General features: G+C 60.5%; 15 protein-coding genes. 6 read left to right on the top strand and 9 right to left on the bottom strand.

Annotation, left to right across the window (positions count from 1 at the left end):
* Positions 1–57 precede the first annotated feature (57 nt).
* The gene (locus tag C5750_RS13390; RefSeq protein WP_105734373.1) at positions 58–1,242 is read right to left on the bottom strand and encodes an acetyl-CoA C-acetyltransferase; all 1,185 of its coding nucleotides are present in this window, start codon (positions 1,240–1,242) and stop codon (positions 58–60) included.
* Positions 1,243–1,515: 273 nt separating this feature from the next.
* Here C5750_RS13390 and phaR point away from each other — a divergent pair, with 273 nt between their 5' ends.
* Both phaR and C5750_RS13380 read left to right on the top strand, forming a co-directional pair.
* Positions 1,516–2,127 carry a polyhydroxyalkanoate synthesis repressor PhaR gene (phaR, locus tag C5750_RS13385; protein WP_105734372.1) on the top strand — a complete coding sequence of 204 codons (612 nt, stop codon included), beginning with the start codon at positions 1,516–1,518 and terminating at the stop codon, positions 2,125–2,127.
* Positions 2,128–2,217: 90 nt separating this feature from the next.
* The gene (locus C5750_RS13380; RefSeq protein ID WP_105734371.1) at positions 2,218–2,655 is read left to right on the top strand and encodes a GlcG/HbpS family heme-binding protein; all 438 of its coding nucleotides are present in this window, start codon (positions 2,218–2,220) and stop codon (positions 2,653–2,655) included.
* A gap of 33 nt (positions 2,656–2,688) precedes the next feature.
* On the opposite strand, the gene C5750_RS13375 is transcribed toward C5750_RS13380, so the two are convergent.
* Positions 2,689–3,588: a LysR family transcriptional regulator gene (locus tag C5750_RS13375; protein ID WP_105734370.1), complete on the bottom strand. Its 900-nt coding sequence runs from the start codon at positions 3,586–3,588 to the stop codon at positions 2,689–2,691.
* Between the two features lie 165 nt (positions 3,589–3,753).
* Here C5750_RS13375 and C5750_RS13370 point away from each other — a divergent pair, with 165 nt between their 5' ends.
* The gene (locus C5750_RS13370) at positions 3,754–5,214 is read left to right on the top strand and encodes an MFS transporter (RefSeq protein WP_245421096.1); all 1,461 of its coding nucleotides are present in this window, start codon (positions 3,754–3,756) and stop codon (positions 5,212–5,214) included.
* A gap of 59 nt (positions 5,215–5,273) precedes the next feature.
* Here C5750_RS13370 and C5750_RS13365 read toward each other — a convergent pair whose 3' ends face one another.
* From C5750_RS13365 to mtgA, 3 genes are all read right to left on the bottom strand, one after another.
* Positions 5,274–5,678 carry a hypothetical protein gene (locus tag C5750_RS13365; protein WP_105734368.1) on the bottom strand — a complete coding sequence of 135 codons (405 nt, stop codon included), beginning with the start codon at positions 5,676–5,678 and terminating at the stop codon, positions 5,274–5,276.
* A gap of 83 nt (positions 5,679–5,761) precedes the next feature.
* Complete coding sequence (gene rpmF, locus C5750_RS13360) at positions 5,762–5,944, bottom strand: 50S ribosomal protein L32 (RefSeq protein ID WP_008121851.1); 183 nt, start codon at positions 5,942–5,944, stop codon at positions 5,762–5,764.
* Positions 5,945–6,122: 178 nt separating this feature from the next.
* Positions 6,123–6,860, bottom strand: coding sequence for a monofunctional biosynthetic peptidoglycan transglycosylase (mtgA, locus tag C5750_RS13355; protein WP_245421110.1), 738 nt, complete (start codon positions 6,858–6,860; stop codon positions 6,123–6,125).
* Between the two features lie 170 nt (positions 6,861–7,030).
* On the opposite strand from mtgA, the gene C5750_RS13350 reads away from it, so the two are divergent.
* Positions 7,031–7,948, top strand: coding sequence for a polyprenyl synthetase family protein (locus C5750_RS13350; protein ID WP_105734634.1), 918 nt, complete (start codon positions 7,031–7,033; stop codon positions 7,946–7,948).
* A gap of 3 nt (positions 7,949–7,951) precedes the next feature.
* Here C5750_RS13350 and ispG read toward each other — a convergent pair whose 3' ends face one another.
* Entirely contained in the window at positions 7,952–9,208 is a 1,257-nt protein-coding gene (gene ispG, locus C5750_RS13345) for a flavodoxin-dependent (E)-4-hydroxy-3-methylbut-2-enyl-diphosphate synthase (RefSeq protein WP_105734367.1), read from the bottom strand.
* Between the two features lie 216 nt (positions 9,209–9,424).
* Here ispG and C5750_RS13340 point away from each other — a divergent pair, with 216 nt between their 5' ends.
* Both C5750_RS13340 and C5750_RS13335 read left to right on the top strand, forming a co-directional pair.
* On the top strand, positions 9,425–10,204 hold the full coding sequence (locus C5750_RS13340; RefSeq protein WP_105734366.1) for a 3-hydroxybutyrate dehydrogenase: 780 nt from the start codon (positions 9,425–9,427) through the stop codon (positions 10,202–10,204).
* On the top strand, positions 10,204–11,325 hold the full coding sequence (locus C5750_RS13335; protein ID WP_105734365.1) for a patatin-like phospholipase family protein: 1,122 nt from the start codon (positions 10,204–10,206) through the stop codon (positions 11,323–11,325). Before C5750_RS13340 ends, C5750_RS13335 begins: the two co-directional genes overlap by 1 nt.
* Before the next feature lies 1 nt (position 11,326).
* On the opposite strand, the gene C5750_RS13330 is transcribed toward C5750_RS13335, so the two are convergent.
* The 3 genes from C5750_RS13330 to pyc form a co-directional block, all read right to left on the bottom strand.
* Positions 11,327–12,505 carry an MFS transporter gene (locus C5750_RS13330; protein WP_105734633.1) on the bottom strand — a complete coding sequence of 393 codons (1,179 nt, stop codon included), beginning with the start codon at positions 12,503–12,505 and terminating at the stop codon, positions 11,327–11,329.
* Between the two features lie 38 nt (positions 12,506–12,543).
* Positions 12,544–13,326: a DeoR/GlpR family DNA-binding transcription regulator gene (locus C5750_RS13325; protein WP_245421095.1), complete on the bottom strand. Its 783-nt coding sequence runs from the start codon at positions 13,324–13,326 to the stop codon at positions 12,544–12,546.
* Between the two features lie 158 nt (positions 13,327–13,484).
* A complete protein-coding gene (gene pyc, locus C5750_RS13320; protein ID WP_105734364.1) occupies positions 13,485–16,940 on the bottom strand; it encodes a pyruvate carboxylase in 3,456 nt (1,151 codons plus the stop codon).
* Between the last annotated feature and the right edge of the window lie 159 nt (positions 16,941–17,099).

Below are 17,099 nucleotides of genomic sequence, written 5' to 3'. Positions count from 1 at the left end.
TAGTGCTGCCAGAGCACGGGTCCGGCAAACGCCGGACCCGTGTTCATTCTTGCAAGATCAGTCCTTGACGCGCTCAACGCACAGGGCAATGCCCATGCCGCCGCCAATGCACAGCGTGGCAAGGCCTTTCGTGCCGTTGCGGCGCTTCAATTCATAAAGCAGCGTGTTGAGCACTCGGGCACCGGAAGCGCCGATCGGATGACCGATGGCAATGGCACCGCCATTGACATTGACGATATCGGGATTGAGCCCGAGATCCTTGTTGACGGAAAGCGCCTGCGCCGCGAAGGCTTCATTGGCTTCGACCAGATCAAGGTCCTCCACCTTCCACCCGGCTTTTTCCAATGCCTTGCGCGAGGCCGGGATTGGACCTGTCCCCATGATGGCAGGGTCGACACCGGCCGTTGCCCAGGAGACGATGCGCGCCAGCGGCTTGACGTTGCGGCGCTTGGCCTCGTCCTCGCTCATGAGCACCACGGCCGCCGCGCCGTCATTGAGGCCCGAAGCATTGCCTGCGGTAACGGTGCCTTCCTTGTCGAAAGCGGGCTTCAGCTTGGTGAGAGAGTCAAGCGTCGCGCCGTGGCGGATATATTCGTCATCGGCAACGACCACGTCGCCCTTGCGGGTCTTGACCGTGAACGGCACGATTTCATCCTTGAACTTGCCCGCCTTCTGCGCGGCTTCCGCCTTGTTCTGGGAGCCAAGGGCGAACTTGTCCTGGTCTTCGCGGGTGAACTGCCACTTGCGGGCGATGTTCTCGGCGGTATTGCCCATGTGGTAACCGTGGAAAGCGTCGGTCAGGCCATCCTTGATCATCGTATCGATCATCTTGAAATCGCCCATCTTCACGCCGCCGCGCAGATGCGCGCAATGCGGCGCCATCGACATGGACTCCTGTCCGCCCGCCACGATGATGTCGGCATCGCCGGTCGCGATCTGCTGCATGCCGAGCGCCACGGCGCGCAGGCCGGAACCGCAGAGCTGGTTGAGCCCCCAGGCCGTCGCCTCCTGCGGAATGCCGGCCTCCATGGCCGCCTGACGGGCCGGGTTCTGCCCTTCGCCGGCGCCGAGCACCTGGCCCATGATCACTTCATCGACATCGGCACCATCGACACCGGCGCGGCTCAGCACTTCCTTGATCACCGCAGCGCCGAGTTCATGGGCCGGGACGTTGGCAAAAGCACCGTTGAACGAACCCACGGGGGTTCGCGCTGCACTGGCGATAACGATGGATTGGGTCATGGACGTCTCCTTGTCATTGAGATGCTGAATTCATTCAGCTTGGCTTCCCGAACAGAATTCCCTCCCTGCGGCAGTTTGACAAGGGGCATTCGCCGCGAAGCCAAATTTATCGCCCGCAGGGCCGAGAAAGGCTGGAATGATCTGCGCGATGGATGCGGCGCACAAATCACTTTGATTTGTGCCGCTTTCCCCCTATCCTCGCTGGCATATCAGTAAGCGGGCACGCAAATTCAGACCAGTTGAGTCTGATGACATGAGTTGGGGAGTTCTCTGATGGCAGCAAAAACCGGCGACGTCGTCATTAAAAAATATGCCAACCGGCGCCTCTATAATACCGGCACGAGCACCTATGTGACGCTGGAAGACCTCGCCGAGATGGTAAAGCGCAATGAGGATTTCACCGTTCAGGACGCCAAGACCGGCGAAGACATCACCCATTCCGTCCTGACCCAGATCATCTTCGAACTGGAAAACAAGGATGGGCAGAACATGCTGCCGATTCCGTTCCTGCGCCAGCTCATCGCCTATTACGGCGACCAGATGCAGGTGGTGCTGCCGACATTCCTCGAACAGTCCATGAGCGCCTTTGCCAAGGAACAGGAACGCATGCGTGAGCAGCTTTCCGCCGCTTTCGGCAAATCGCCGATCGACATGATGAATATCAGTGCGCCGGTCAAGCTCGTCGAGGAGCAGGTTCGCCGCAACACCGAAATGCTGCAGCATGCCATGCGGATGTTCACGCCGTTCCCGCTCAACAAAACGGCCGGAGCGGCCGAGGCCGACGAAACACCCGCCGCCGAAACCGCCAAGAAGGACACCGGGCTGGACGAACTGAAAGAACAGATCGCCGCCATGCAGCGCAAGCTCGATTCCCTCGACAAATAATCCAGGCCAGATCCGTTTTGACTGAGCATCCGGCTCGCACGGCGGATCGGCTTTTCCTATTTTATGACCATACGAACCCAAGAGGATACCATGGCTCAACTCTCACTTTCCAAAGCCAACACCATCATCAAGGCAGCGCTTGCCAAGGCCACCGAGGCAGGCATGCGTCCGCTCTCCGTTGCCGTGCTCGATGCCGGCGGCCACCTCAAGGCCTTCCAGAAGCAGGACGGCGCCTCGCTGCTGCGCTTCGAGATCGCTTTCGGCAAGGCATTTGGCGGCCTGTCCATCGGCACCGGCTCGCGCACCGTTGAAAAATTCGCCAAGGAACGCCCGCATTTCGTCGAGGGGCTGGTGGCAGCATCGGGCGGACGCGTCATCCCGGTGGCAGGCGGCGTTCTCATCAAGAACGCCAAGGGAGAGATTCTCGGCGCGGTCGGCATCACCGGCGATACATCCGACAATGACGAGATTGCCGCTGTCGCCGGGATTCAGGCGGCCGGTTTCATCGCCGACGGCGGCCAGGGCTGACCGCTAGCCCCGTTCTGGAACAGCGCAGCGGCGCTACAGGCGTGTCCCGGCGAACAGCCGGGGCGCAATGAAATCAACGAACACCCGCAGCTTCGGCGACAGATGCCGGTTTGAAGGCCAGAGCACCCAGAACTGGCCTGTCTGCACCAGACATTCGTCAAGCAGCGTGTGCAGTTCACCCGCCTTCACCGCATCGGCCACCAGGAAGTCCGGCATATAGGCAATGCCGAGGCCGCGGACCGTCGCGCCATAAAGCGCTTCCATATTGTTGCATACCAGCGCCGGGGGCAGATGCAGGTCAATGTCCGGGGCTGCTCCTCCCATGACCCAGTCCTGCAACTTGCCGCTTGTCGGAAAACGGTAGCGCAGACAGGCGTGATGCTGCAGGTCGCGCAATTCCCTCGGTCTGCCGCGCCTCTGCAGATAGGCTGACGACGCGGCAAGCACCTGCCGGAACGGGCCGAGCCGGCGCGCCATCAGCGATGAATCCGGCAAATCTCCACTGCGAATGACGGCATCGAACCCTTCTTCGATCACATTGACGATCTGGTCGTTGAAATCGAGATCAAGCTCGATTTCCGGATAGAGCTGTTCGAATTCGGGCAGGTGCGGCAGCAGGAAACGGTAGCCGATCGTCGGCAGGCTCACACGCAAGCGCCCGCGCGGCGCTTCCTTGGTGCGCGACAGCATGGATTCCGCATCATTGAGATCATCGATGATGCGGCGGCAGCGCTCATAGAACAGCTGCCCCTCTTCGGTGAGGCTGATGCGGCGCGTGCTGCGCTGGAACAGGCGCACATCCAGGTTCTGCTCCAGCCGGGCAATCGTTTTTCCAACCGCCGAAGCCGAAATACCCAGCGACCGGCCAGCCGCAACGAAACTCAGCGTTTCCGCGGACCGCACGAAAGCGAACAAACCATTCAGATTATCCATGGCCACTCTATTAGAGAAATATTGTCCGCTATGTCGGGATGTATGGCGCAATTTTCAATGATTAAAGCCTGTGTATCATGAATTCAACCATTCCCTCCCACATTTAAATACCGCAGGTGAAAAATGACTGCCCACACACATCCGCACGGTACAGCGGAGAAGCTGATGATTCTGACCGCTGTCTGCCTGGCGGCTCTCGCCATGCCCGTCAGCTTTACCGGCCCTGCCGTCGCACTTCCCGCCATTGCCCGCGCCCTGGGCGGCAGCCCGGTCGAACTCAACTGGGTTACCAATGGCTTCATGCTGGCCTTCGGCAGCAGCCTGATGGCGGCGGGCGCGCTCGCCGACAATTACGGGCGCAAACGCGTCTTCCTGACAGGCCTTGCGCTTTTTGCCGTTTTCTCGCTGGCGCTGTCGCTTGTCACCAGCCTTGTCTGGTTCGACATCATGCGTGCCGCACAGGGGCTTTCGAGTGCCCTCGCCTTTTCCGGCGGCATGGCCGCGCTCGCCCAGGAGTTCGACGGACAGGAACGCACGCGCGCCTTCAGCATGATCGGCATCACATTCGGCATTGGCCTGTCCTTCGGACCGATTCTCTCGGGAACGCTGATCAGCCATTTCGGCTGGCAGGCGGCAATCCTCGTCACGCTGCCGATCACCCTTGTTGCGTTTGGCCTTGGTGTTTTCCGGCTGCGGGAATCGCGCGACCCCGACGCAAGGGGCATCGACTGGCCGGGCGCCATCAGCTTCACGCTGGCGCTGACGCTGCTCACATGCGGCATATTGCAGGCGCCGGATATCGGCTGGGGGCACCCGCTCGTCATCGGCATGCTCGCCGCCGCCCTCATCGTGTTCGGTCTCTTCGCGATTATCGAACAGCGCGCGGCACGGCCGATGCTGGACCTCAGCCTGTTTCGCTACCCGCGTTTTGTCGGCGTGCAGATCCTCGCGGCGGCTCCCGCCTATTCCTTCGTCGTCCTGCTGATTCTCCTGCCCATCCGCTATATCGGCGTGGAGGGCTTCAGCGAGGTTCAGACCGGGCAGATGATGATTGCCCTGTCGGGGCCGCTGCTCATCGTGCCGTTTCTGGCAGCGCTGCTCACGCGCTGGTTCTCCGCCGCGATCCTGTGCAGTGCCGGTCTTCTCCTCTCGGCAGGCGGACTGTTCTGGCTCAGCCGCTGCATGCCGGGCCAGCCGGTGGAACTGACACTTCCGGCATTGGTCCTGATCGGCTTTGGCATCAGCCTGCCCTGGGGATTGATGGATGGCCTCGCCGTCAGCGTCGTCCCTAAGGAGCGGGCCGGCATGGCAACGGGTATTTTCAGCACCACGCGCATTGCCGGCGAAGGCATTGCCCTTGCCATTGTCAGCGCCCTGCTTACCGCGCTTCTCAACTGGAAATTGGGCACGGGCCCTGATGTCGCGCAGGCCGCCCAGACGCTGGCAACCGGCAATATCGCCTCAGCCATGGGCCTGTTGGGTCCGGTCAGCCCGCAAGCCATATTGCAGACCTATGGCGAAGCCTTCGGCCAGCTCCTGCAGATTCTGGCGCAGATCACCCTTGTGACGGCGCTCGCCATCTTCATCGTCATGCGCATACCGGACAAGGCAGCCATCGCCGCCTGACCGGCCCGCCCACATCAAACCCCGGCAGATGGCTCATCTGCCGGGGTTTTTGCATGGTATCAGCGAAAGTTGACGTCGCGCCCGGCAGAGCGCAGCGAAACGGTGAAACCGGCGAGAATATCGAAGAAGGCCATTGCCATCAGAATGAAGAACAGTGAATGCGAGGCACTGGGAACCAGAAGGAATTCCACCAGGAATGCCACGAAGACGAAGGTCGACAGGAGATGGTCAACCACCGAGGCATTGCTTGTGCGCGTCGACTTCATGATCTCGAAGAACAGCAGCGCCAGCGACAGCACGATCATCAGATCGCCCAGTGTCATCCGCCATACGCCGCCCGACAGCATCTGCATGGAATAGAGCTGCGTGGCCCACGGATCGGCGCCGCCAATACCCGTCAATCCGGCAACCACTAGATTGAACACAACAAGCGGCACGATCATCAATGGAATATTGGAAATCACGGCATCTGTCTCCCATCAGCATGTCATAAACAAAAAAGACCGGCACAAGGCCGGTCCTCTTTATCACGAAATCCAGGAAGGGATCAGCCTTCTTTCGGCGTCAGAACCTGACGGCCGCGATACATGCCGGTCTTCAGATCGACATGGTGCGGACGGCGCAGTTCGCCTGAATTCTTGTCTTCGACATAAGTCGGGGCCTTCAGCGCGTCGGCGGAGCGGCGCATGCCGCGCTTCGACGGAGAAGTTTTTCTTTTAGGTACAGCCATTGTTCCTGCTCCAGTAATCAGTCAAAATCCGGCGCTGGCCCGATCGAGCCTGTCACAATGGACAAAATTCCGGAAAGTTCGGCTGGGGCTATACACGTCTTGAGAGCTTTTGACCAGCATGAGTCGCATATTTTTTGTCGCAAATGCCGATATGCCGGGATTTGCGCCGCGAGAGGGTCTATTTGACACAACCAATATACGCACCGGCGCCGCGCGCACGCCGTTCATTGAGCCTTGCCAGTGTCTGCAAACCCCGGCCCGGCCGCGCCGGATTGCGTGCGATCGGGTTAGGCAGGGTTACCGCCAGAAACGCCGCCTGGCGCGGCGTCAGCCTTGCCGCACTGACTTTGAAATGATGCTGCGCCGCCGCCTCGATGCCGTAGATGCCTGGCCCCCACTCGGCAATATTCAGGTAGATTTCCATCACCCGCCGTTTGGTCAGGATCAGATCGGTCATCATCGCCAGCGGCATTTCCAGGCCCTTGCGGATGAAGGACCGGCTGTTCCACAGGAACAGGTTCTTGGCGGTCTGCATGGTGATCGTCGACGCGCCGCGCGTCTGCTCGCCATCCATGGCATCGGACATGACCAGGTTCATCGCATCCCAGTCGACGCCGGAGTGAAAGCAGAACCGCGCATCCTCCGACATCATGACGGAATGCACCAGTACCGGGGAAATCTCGTCCAAGGACACCCAGCGCCGGTCATAACCGGAAAAGGTCACGAGGTCCTTCACCATCAAGGTGGAAACCGGATGCACGAATGGCAGCCGGTACAGGCTGAGCAGGATGATCGGGATCATCATCAGGATGATGCCCGCCAGGATCAGGTAGCGCACGATGCGCCCCAAAGGCGAGCCGCCCGGACTGACCAGATAGCCTCCGCCTTTTTTGTTTCTGACCAGAACCCGTGTCACACCCGCCGCCTGCGTTGAAAACCCATCATGGACATAGAGCAACGATCCGCCAAAGGGAACCATTTCCATGTCTTTGCGGCCATGTTCACAATGACAACAAGGCAAAAATGCAAAAGCAGCACATCTAATCATTGACCGGACGGCGATTTTTCGCTCATTGCCAGATCATGATGACCGATCAAGACACTTCCCTGTTTCAAATGACATTGCTGCATCGCGCCGCCGCGGTGGAAGCGCTGCTGACAGACCTGCTCTCGGATCAGCCGCAAGATGGCGAGATCAGCCGTCCGCCGCGCCTCATGGCAGCCATGCGGCACGGCGTTCTCAATGGCGGCAAGCGCCTGCGCCCCTTCCTCGTCATGGAAAGCGCAGCCCTCTTCGGCGCCGGCACCCCTGCGGCATTGCGGGTAGCAGCAGCGCTCGAATGCATCCACAGCTATTCGCTCGTGCATGACGATCTTCCGGCCATGGACAATGACGATATGCGCCGCGGCCAGCCGACGGTGCATCGCAAGTTCGACGAGGCAGCGGCAATCCTCGCGGGGGACAGCCTCCTGACCTATGCCTTCGAACTGATTGCAGCCGAGGCAACGGAGCTTGATCCCGGCGCCAAGGTTGCATTGGTAACGGCTCTGGCACGCGCTGCCGGCATCGGCGGCATGACCGGCGGCCAGGCGCTTGATCTGGAAGCGGAAAAGGTCAAGCCCGACGAGGCCGGCATCATCCGCCTGCAGGCCATGAAAACCGGCGCGCTGATCCGTTTCGCCTGCGAAGCCGGTGCCATGATCGGCAATGCCAACCCTGAGGATCGCGAACGGCTGGCGGAATATGGTTCGGCCATTGGCCTGGCCTTTCAGCTGGCCGACGATCTGCTCGATGTCACCGCCGATGCCGCCCATATGGGCAAAGCCACCGGCAAGGATGCGGCAGCGGGCAAGGCCACGCTGGTTTCGCTGCACGGGATCGACTGGACGAAACGCCAGTTGAGCGGACTGGTGGCACAGGCCGAGGAACTGCTTGCGCCTTTCGGCGAAAAAGCTGCCCTGCTCAAGCAGGCCGCACGGTTCATCGCCGAGCGGCAGAGCTAGACTCTATTCGGCTGCGTGCGAGCCTGCGCCCTGGCCGAAGCGGTTTTCGATATAATCGGCAACCATCTTCTGGAATTCCTTGGCGATGCCTGCACCGCGCAGGGTCGCCACTTTCTTGCCGTCGACAAAGACCGGGGCCGTCGGCGTTTCTCCGGTTCCCGGCAGTGAAATGCCGATATCGGCCATCTTGGATTCACCCGGCCCGTTGACGATGCAACCCATCACCGCAACATTGAGCGCTTCAACGCCGGGATATTTCTCGCGCCAGACCGGCATGTTGTCGCGAATATCGCTCTGGATCGACTGCGCCAGTTCCTGAAACACCGTCGACGTGGTCCGCCCGCAACCCGGACAGGCCGCGACAATCGGGATGAACTGGCGAAAGCCCATGGTCTGCAGCAATTCCTGCGCCACCTGCACTTCGCGCGTCCGGTCACCGTTCGGTTCCGGTGTCAGCGATATGCGGATCGTATCGCCGATACCCTGCTGCAGGAGAATGCCGAGCGCCGCCGAGGAGGCAACGATGCCCTTGGAGCCCATGCCGGCTTCGGTAAGGCCGAGATGCAGCGCATGATCGCAGCGCCGCGCCAGCTCCGCATAAACCGCAATCAAATCCTGCACCTGGCTGACCTTGGCTGAAAGGATGATCTTGGAGCGTGGCAGGCCGATTTCTTCGGCCAATTGCGCGGAAATCAGCGCGGACTGGACAATGGCCTCGCGCGTCACCTGTTCCGCCGTCAGGGGCGCGCCGGCCGCATGGTTCTGGTCCATCAGCGCCGTCAACAGTTCCTGATCGAGCGAACCCCAGTTGACGCCGATACGCACCGGCTTGTCGTAGCGGATCGCCATTTCGATGATGGCACCGAACTGGGCATCCTTCTTGTCCTTGAAGCCGACATTACCAGGGTTGATGCGGTATTTCGCCAGCGCTTCGGCGCAGGCCGGGTGGTCGGCCAGCAGCTTGTGACCGATATAGTGGAAATCGCCGACCAGCGGCACGTTCAGGCCAAGCCGGTCCAGTCTCTCGCGGATTTTCGGCACGGCAGCGGCGGATTCATCCCGGTCAACGGTGATACGGACGATCTGCGACCCGGCATGGAAAAGGGCGGCGACCTGCGCCACGGTGCCGTCCACATCGGCCGTATCCGTGTTGGTCATCGACTGCACGACGACAGGCGCGCTTCCGCCAACCATGACCCCGCCCACATCGACGCCAACGGAGGCGCGGCGGGCAAAGGGCTGCGAATAATAGTCAGACATTGTCAAACTCCAGATATTCCCTTCACGTGGCGCAGGGAACGCCTTGTGTCAACACCATGTGACATGAACGCGGCAAATTCAAAGCAAATGCGCTTCCCGATCACGGCACAGTGAAGCGTATGACAAAGTGTTCACGTTCCAAAGCTGGTAATCTTGCTGCAATGCAATATATTCCACACGCCTTCAACACGGTTGTTAAACCAAAGGAAGTTTCTCATGGCCAAGAAGACCGCAGTCGTCACAGGTTCCAACTCCGGCATCGGACTGGGTTCCGCCCACGCGCTCGCAGCGGCGGGTTACAATGTGGTGATCAATTCCTTCACCGACCGTCCGGAAGACCACGATCTTGCCAAGCAGATCGCCGCACAGCATGCCACGGGCGTTGCCTATATCAAGGCCGACATGTCCAAGGGGGATGAATGCCGCGCCCTGATCGACCAGGCCGCCGCGACATTCGGCAGCGTCGATGTGCTGGTCAACAATGCCGGCATCCAGTTTGTCGCGCCGGTCGACGAATTCCCGGCGGAAAAATGGGATGCGATCATCGCCATCAACCTGACCTCGGCGTTCCATACCACCGCTGCCGCGCTTCCCTATATGAAGAAGGCCGGATGGGGCCGTATCATCAATATCGCCTCGGCCCATGGTCTGCGCGCATCGCCGTTCAAATCGGCCTATGTGGCAGCCAAGCACGGCATTCTCGGACTGACCAAAACCGTCGCGCTTGAGGTGGCGGAAAAACACATCACCAGCAATGCCATCTGCCCCGGCTATGTCCTGACGCCGCTCGTCGAAGCCCAGATCCCCGACCAGATGAAGGCGCACAACATGGACCGCGAAACGGTCATCCGCGAAGTCATGCTGGACAGGCAGGCAACCAAGGAATTCGCCACGGTCGACCAGATCGGCGCAACGGTGGTGTTCCTCGCCAGCGATGCGGCGGCGCAGATCACCGGCACATCCATTTCCGTCGATGGCGGCTGGACGGCGCAGTGATGAATCACAAACCCAAAGTCATCAACATCGCACTGCAGGGCGGCGGCTCGCATGGCGCTTTCACCTGGGGCGTTCTCGACCGCATTCTCGAAGATGGCCGCCTGACCATCGAGGGCATATCCGGCACCAGCGCCGGTGCCATGAATGCCGTCGCGCTGGCTGATGGCTGGAGCCGCAACGGTCCCGACGGTGCCCGCGAAAAACTCTATGAGTTCTGGCGGGCGGTGGGCCGCACCGGGCAGTTTAGCCCGGTTCAGCGCACGCCGTGGGATCGCTTCTTCGGCAACTGGTCCGTCGAGAATGGCGTCGGGTACAATCTGTTCGAACAGTTCTCGCGTATGTTTTCGCCCTATGAGTTCAATCCGTTCAACCTCAACCCGCTGCGGGATGTGGTCGAGCGCGAGATTGATTTCGACCGGGTGAAAGCCTGTTCGGCGCTCAAGCTGTTCATTTCCGCCACCAATGTGGAAAGCGGCCGCCTGCGGGTCTTCTCGCAGTCGGAACTCAACGCCGACGTGGTGATGGCATCTGCCTGCCTGCCCTATATTTTCCAGGCGGTGGAGATTGAAGGCGAGCCTTACTGGGATGGCGGCTATGGCGGCAATCCGGCGCTCTATCCCTTCTTCTATTCGACCAAGAGCGAAGATCTGCTGCTTATCCAGATCAACCCGATCGAACGGCGCGGCGCGCCGAAGACGGCCCGCGAAATCACCGACCGTATCGACGAGATCACCTTCAACGCAGCACTCCTGCGCGAATTCCGTTCGATTGCCTTCGTCAATTCGCTGATCGATGCGGGGCGGATCGAACATGGCGAATACAAGCATATCCGCATGCACCGGATCGATGCCGATGTGGCGCTGGCCGGCCTGGCGGCCTCGTCGAAGATCAATGCGGAATGGGCTTTTCTTGAATATCTGCGCGACCTCGGCCAGGCCGCGGCCGATGACTGGCTGGAAGAGCATTTCGATGCGGTGGGCGAAAACGCGACACTCGATCTCTCCGGTGAGCTTTCTCCCGAGATGAATGTCGGGCTGAAAGCCCACAAGGCCGGGCGGCGGGTAACCGACTTCCTCCTGCAGCGCAAGAAACCTGCTATCGCGGCGCGGCGCCGGGCATAAATCAGCTGTCCGGATTTTCGTTGCGGTCGGCGCTGGCGGCAAGATTGGCCATCAGGAAGACCACGATGAGCAGGCAGGCGAGCACCATATAGACCGGAGCGAAACCCGTGCGCCCGCCGACAAAGCCGATTGCCGAGGGCGCGACCAGAATGCCGGAATAACCCATCAGCGTGACGAGGCTGAGGGCAACGCCCGAAGACGTTCCCTTCTGGTTGCCCGCAGCCGAGAAGGCGATGGGCACCATGTTGGCAATACCCAGCCCCGCAAATGCAAAGGCGAGAATAGCGATCCAGGGGCTTGGCGCCAGGCTTGCAACCAGCATGCCCGACGCGCCGATCAGTGCGGAAATCCGCAATGTCTTTACCGCACCGAAGCGGTTGCGCACGCCATCACCCAAAAAGCGCATGACGGACATCGTTCCCGAAAATGCCGCGAAGGCAAATCCGGCCGTGGCAATATCGGCACCGCGCTCCTGCTTGAGATAGAGGGCCGCCCAGTCAAGCACGGAGCCTTCGGGAACCATGGAGAAAAGCGCCATGATGCCGATGAGGTAAATCAGCGGGTTGGTCGGGAAAGCCAGCTTGCCCTTCTTCTCGTGCACCACCGGCGCATCTTCGGTGATCATGAAGCGGAATGCGGCAAGCCCGAGAACAACGGCAATGGCGGTGACCACCGTTGCATGAACAAGATGACCCTGCGCTTCGATCAGCAGACCGCCAAGCGCGCCCCCGGCAAAGCCGCCAAGGCTCCAGAAGCCGTGCGAGGACGACATGACGGCGCGCGACAGTTTTTTCTCCACCTCCACGGCATTGGCATTCATGGCCACATCCATGCCGCCGATGACGGCACCGAAGAGGAAAAGCGCAGGCGCAGCAATGTAGACATTCGGAGCCAGCGCCACCAGGAGCAGGGAAAAGCTGCAGAAGATGGCAAAACCCTTGACCACCGCCCGCGAGCCATACCGGCCAATCAGGTAGCCGCACCAGGGCATGGCTGCCAGGGCACCAAGGCCGAAGACCAGGATCATCAGGCCGAGCGTGAATTCGCTGATGTGCAGGCGGGTCATGAACACGGGGATCTGCGGCGCCCAGCTGCCGACGAGAAAACCATTGAAGAAGAAGGCGCTGGCAACCGCCCAGCGGCCATAGACGGCTTTCTTCCTGTAGAGCGAGGCATCCATAATTTTATCACCAGCTTGAATTTCGGACAGGATGGACATCACGCGGCATGTCCATCGGCAATGACGACTTCGACCCCCGCGCCGCGAATCCGCTCCACGATCGACGGATCGGCGGTTCTGTCGGTAATCAGCGTGGATATGGCCGAGATGGGTGCGATGGCAAAGGGCGCCTGCTTCAGCAGCTTTTCAGCCGTGGCAAGCAGCATTACTTCATTGCTTGCCTTGCTCATGGCCAGTTTCAGGTGCGCATCCTCGTAGTTCTCGGCGCGCAGTGTCAGACTCTCATCGATGGCGCAGGCGCCGAGCACGCAGTAATCGACATGCATGAGCTGCACTTCGGCAAGGGGCGACTGCCCGATGACGCTGCGGGTGAAGCGGTTCAGCGTGCCGCCGAGGAGAATAACCTCGCATAGGGGATGGTCGAGAGCGGCCGAGGCAATATCCGGCGAACTCGTGATAATGCGCATTTGCAGGTTGACCGGAAGGGCGCGGACAAACTCGAGCACCGTCGTGCTCGAATCGAGAAGCATGGTGGAATTCGGGGCAATTCGTTCGGCGGCAACGGCGGCCACCGCCTTTTTACCGGCCGTTTCATCCCTGGCGCGCTGCTGAAAGCTGCGAAAGCTCGAACTGCTGCGCGCTGCACCGCCGTGAAAGCGCTGGACAAGCCCTGCTTCGGACAACTCGCGCAAATCCCGGCGTATGGAATCTTCCGACACCCCGAATTCCGCCGCGACGGCATTCGCCAGGATGCGGCCGGATTCATTGACCCGTTTGAGGATCATGTCCTTGCGTTCGTCCGGCGACAGGTCTTTGCTCATTATGGACATATCCTGCACATGCGCGCTCACAATCCGCATCGGCTGCGGACCTCAGGACCCGACCATACTTCGCATATGCGCATTGTTCAATGCCTGTTTATGCCGATATGCGCATAAACAGGCACGGATATGCTCCATCAGGCAATGGCCAGATGGCCTTACTCGTAGACGGCGAGCAGATCCTTGGCATCGATCTGGTCGCCGGCGCGAACCAGAATTTCAGCCAGCGTCCCGTCCCGCTCGGCGCGCAGCGCCGTTTCCATCTTCATCGCCTCGATGGAAAGGAGTACGTCACCCGCATTGACCCTCTGGCCGACTGCAACACCCACGGTGGACACAATGCCGGGCATCGGCGCACCGACATGCTTGTCATTGCCAAGCTCTGCCTTGCGGCGGACCCCGGCGCTGCCCGCCCGGGTGCGATCAGGCACCTTCACGCGGCGCGGCTGGCCGTTCATTTCGAAGAACACGGTGACCATGCCCTTGTCATCCGGCTCGCCCACTGCCTGATTGCGCACTACCAGCGTCTTGCCGCGCTCGATATCGAGGAAGACTTCCTCTTCCTGCGCCAGACCATAGAAGTAGACATGCGTCGGCAGGACACTCGTCGGACCGTAGGTGCCGTGTGTCACGGCAAAATCGGTGAACACTTTCGGATACATCAGATAGGAGGCAAATTCCTGATCGCTGACCTTGCGCTCCAGCTTTTCCTCGATGTCCTTGCGCTCGGCCACGAGATCGGCCGGCGCCAGGAGCGAGCCGGGCCGCTCGGTGAAGGGCTTTTCGTCCTTCAAAATCTTCTTCTGGATATCTTTGGGCCAGCCCTTCGGCGGTTGGCCGAGATCCCCGCGCATCATCGAAACCACCGAATCCGGGAAGGAAATATCCTTGTCCGGGTTTTTCACGTCGGCGACGGACAAATCCTGACTGACCATCATCAGTGCCATGTCGCCCACAACCTTGGATGACGGTGTGACCTTGACGATATCGCCAAACATCTGATTGACGTCGGCATAGGCCTGAGCAACTTCGTGCCAGCGCGTTTCAAGGCCGAGCGAGCGCGCCTGTTCCTTCAGGTTGGTGAACTGGCCGCCCGGCATCTCGTGCAGATAGACTTCCGACGCCGGTCCCTTCAGATCGCTTTCGAATGCCGCATATTGGGTGCGGACCGCCTCCCAGTAGAACGAGATGCGGCGGATCCATTCCGGATCAAGCCCGGGATCGCGCTCCGTGCCCTTGAGGGCTTCGACGATCGAACCGAGACAGGGCTGCGACGTATTGCCGGAAAGAGCATCCATGGCAGCATCGACCACGTCGACGCCCGCATCCACGGCGGCAAGCACCGTGGCCGCGGAAATGCCTGACGTGTCATGCGTGTGGAAATGCAGCGGTAGGTCTGTCGCCTCGCGCAGCGCCTTGAACAGCACCTTGGCGGCACCCGGCTTGAGGAGCCCGGCCATGTCCTTGACCGCAATGATATGCGCGCCTGCCTTCTCCACTTCCTGCGCCAGATCGACATAATATTTCAGGTCGTATTTCGGCCGGGCGGAATTCAGGATATCGCCGGTGTAGCAAATGGCCGCTTCACACAGCTTGTCCTCCTCCAGCACCGCATCCATGGTGACGCGCATGTTCTCCACCCAGTTGAGGCTGTCGAACACGCGGAACACATCGACGCCGTTGCGGGCGGCCTGCTGCACGAAATAGCGGACCACATTGTCAGGATAGCTCTTGTAGCCGACGCCGTTGGCACCGCGCAAAAGCATCTGCAACAGGATGTTCGGCGCCGCTTCGCGCACATCTGCAAGACGCTCCCATGGATCTTCCGTCAGGAAGCGCATGGCGACATCGAACGTCGCCCCGCCCCAGCACTCCAGCGAGAACAGCTGCGGCAAGGCACGTGCGTAGGTGCCCGCCACCCGGGCGATATCGAAGGTGCGCATCCGCGTTGCCAGCAGGGACTGGTGGCCGTCGCGCATGGTCGTATCGGTAAAGAGCGCGCGCTTTTCATTGCGCATCCATTCGCCGAACTTCTTCGGCCCCAGCTGGTCAAGCAACTGCTTGGTGCCATCCGGGATCGGCGTTTCAATGAACGGCACCCGCGGCAGCGCCGCTTCGGCCGGCGGCGTGGCACGGCCCTTGGTTTCCGGATGGCCATTGACGGTGACGTCGGCCAGATAGGTCAGAAGCTTGGTGGCGCGATCCTGGCGCTTCACCTGTTCGAACAGCTCCGGCGTCGTGTCGATGAACTTCGTGGTGTAGCTGTTATCGGCAAACTTCGGATGGGTGATGATGGCTTCAAGGAAGGTCAGATTGGTGGCAACGCCGCGGATGCGGAACTCGCGCAGGGCACGGTGCATGCGCTGGATCGTCTCGCCCGCGGTCGGTGACCAGGCGGTGATCTTTTCCAGCAGCGGATCGTAGTAGCGGGTAATGACCGCGCCCGAATAGGCGGTACCGCCGTCAAGCCGGATACCAAAGCCGGTTGCACCGCGATAGGCGGTGATGCGGCCGTAATCGGGAATGAAGTTCTGTTCGGGATCTTCCGTGGTGATGCGGCACTGCAGCGCGTGGCCGTTCAGCTTGATGTCTTTCTGCGCGGGCACGCCGGATTCCGGTGTGCCGATCGCCGCGCCTTCCAGAATGCGGATCTGCGCCTTGACGATATCAATGCCGGTGACTTCCTCGGTCACCGTGTGCTCCACCTGAATACGCGGATTGACCTCGATGAAATAGAACTGATTCGTATCGGCATCCATCAGGAATTCGATGGTGCCGGCGCCGATATAGGCGGTTTCCGCGGCGATCTTCAGACCGTAATCGGCAATCTCCTTGCGCTGAGCCTCATTGAGGTAAGGCGCTGGCGCGCGCTCGACAACCTTCTGGTTGCGGCGCTGGATCGAACAATCGCGCTCGAACAGATGCACCGCATTGCCGTGCGTATCGCCCAGAATCTGCACCTCGACATGGCGCGCACGCTGCACCAGCTTTTCAAGGTAAACCTCATCCTTGCCGAAGGCAGCCTTGGCTTCACGCTTGCCCTCGGTGACCTCGCGGGCAATGTCATCCGGCGAGAAGATGGCGCGCATGCCGCGCCCGCCGCCGCCCCAGGACGCCTTCAGCATGACGGGATAGCCGATCTTCTCGGCAAGCGTCTTCACCTCGTCCATGTCGTCGGGCAGCGGGTCGGTTGCCGGGACGACGGGAACACCGATCTCGATGGCGAGATTGCGGGCGGCGACCTTGTTGCCGAGACGGCGCATGGTTTCGGGCTTCGGCCCGATGAAGATGATCCCGGCTTCGCCGCAGGCTTCGGCAAACTCCGGACTTTCGGACAAAAGGCCATAACCCGGGTGGATGGCGTCGGCACCCGACAGCTTTGCCACGCGGATGATTTCCTCGATCGACAGATAGCTTTCGATCGGCCCCATATCCCTGGCCAGATGCGGCCCGCGCCCGACCTGATAGGACTCATCCGCCTTGAAACGGTGCAGCGCCAGCTTGTCTTCCTCGGCCCATATCGCCACGGTTTTCATGCCAAGCTCGTTGGCGGCGCGGAAAACCCGGATGGCGATTTCTGATCGGTTGGCGACAAGGATTTTCTTGATAGGCAAGGCGAAAACTCCGAAATCTCATAGAGGCGGTATGAGCGGTAAAACCCTATTGGCGGGATGATTGCTGCACTGCAAACAAGGCATATTGATCACAAGACAGGAAAATGTCCAACGGCAAAATGCCCGGCATGAGAGCCGGGCATTTCGCAATGAGACAGA

Origin of the sequence: Phyllobacterium myrsinacearum (assembly GCF_002980555.1) — a bacterium.
In the GTDB taxonomy this organism is placed as follows: Bacteria; Pseudomonadota; Alphaproteobacteria; order Rhizobiales; family Rhizobiaceae; genus Phyllobacterium; species Phyllobacterium myrsinacearum.
This window is presented reverse-complemented; position numbering and strand designations above follow the sequence as displayed.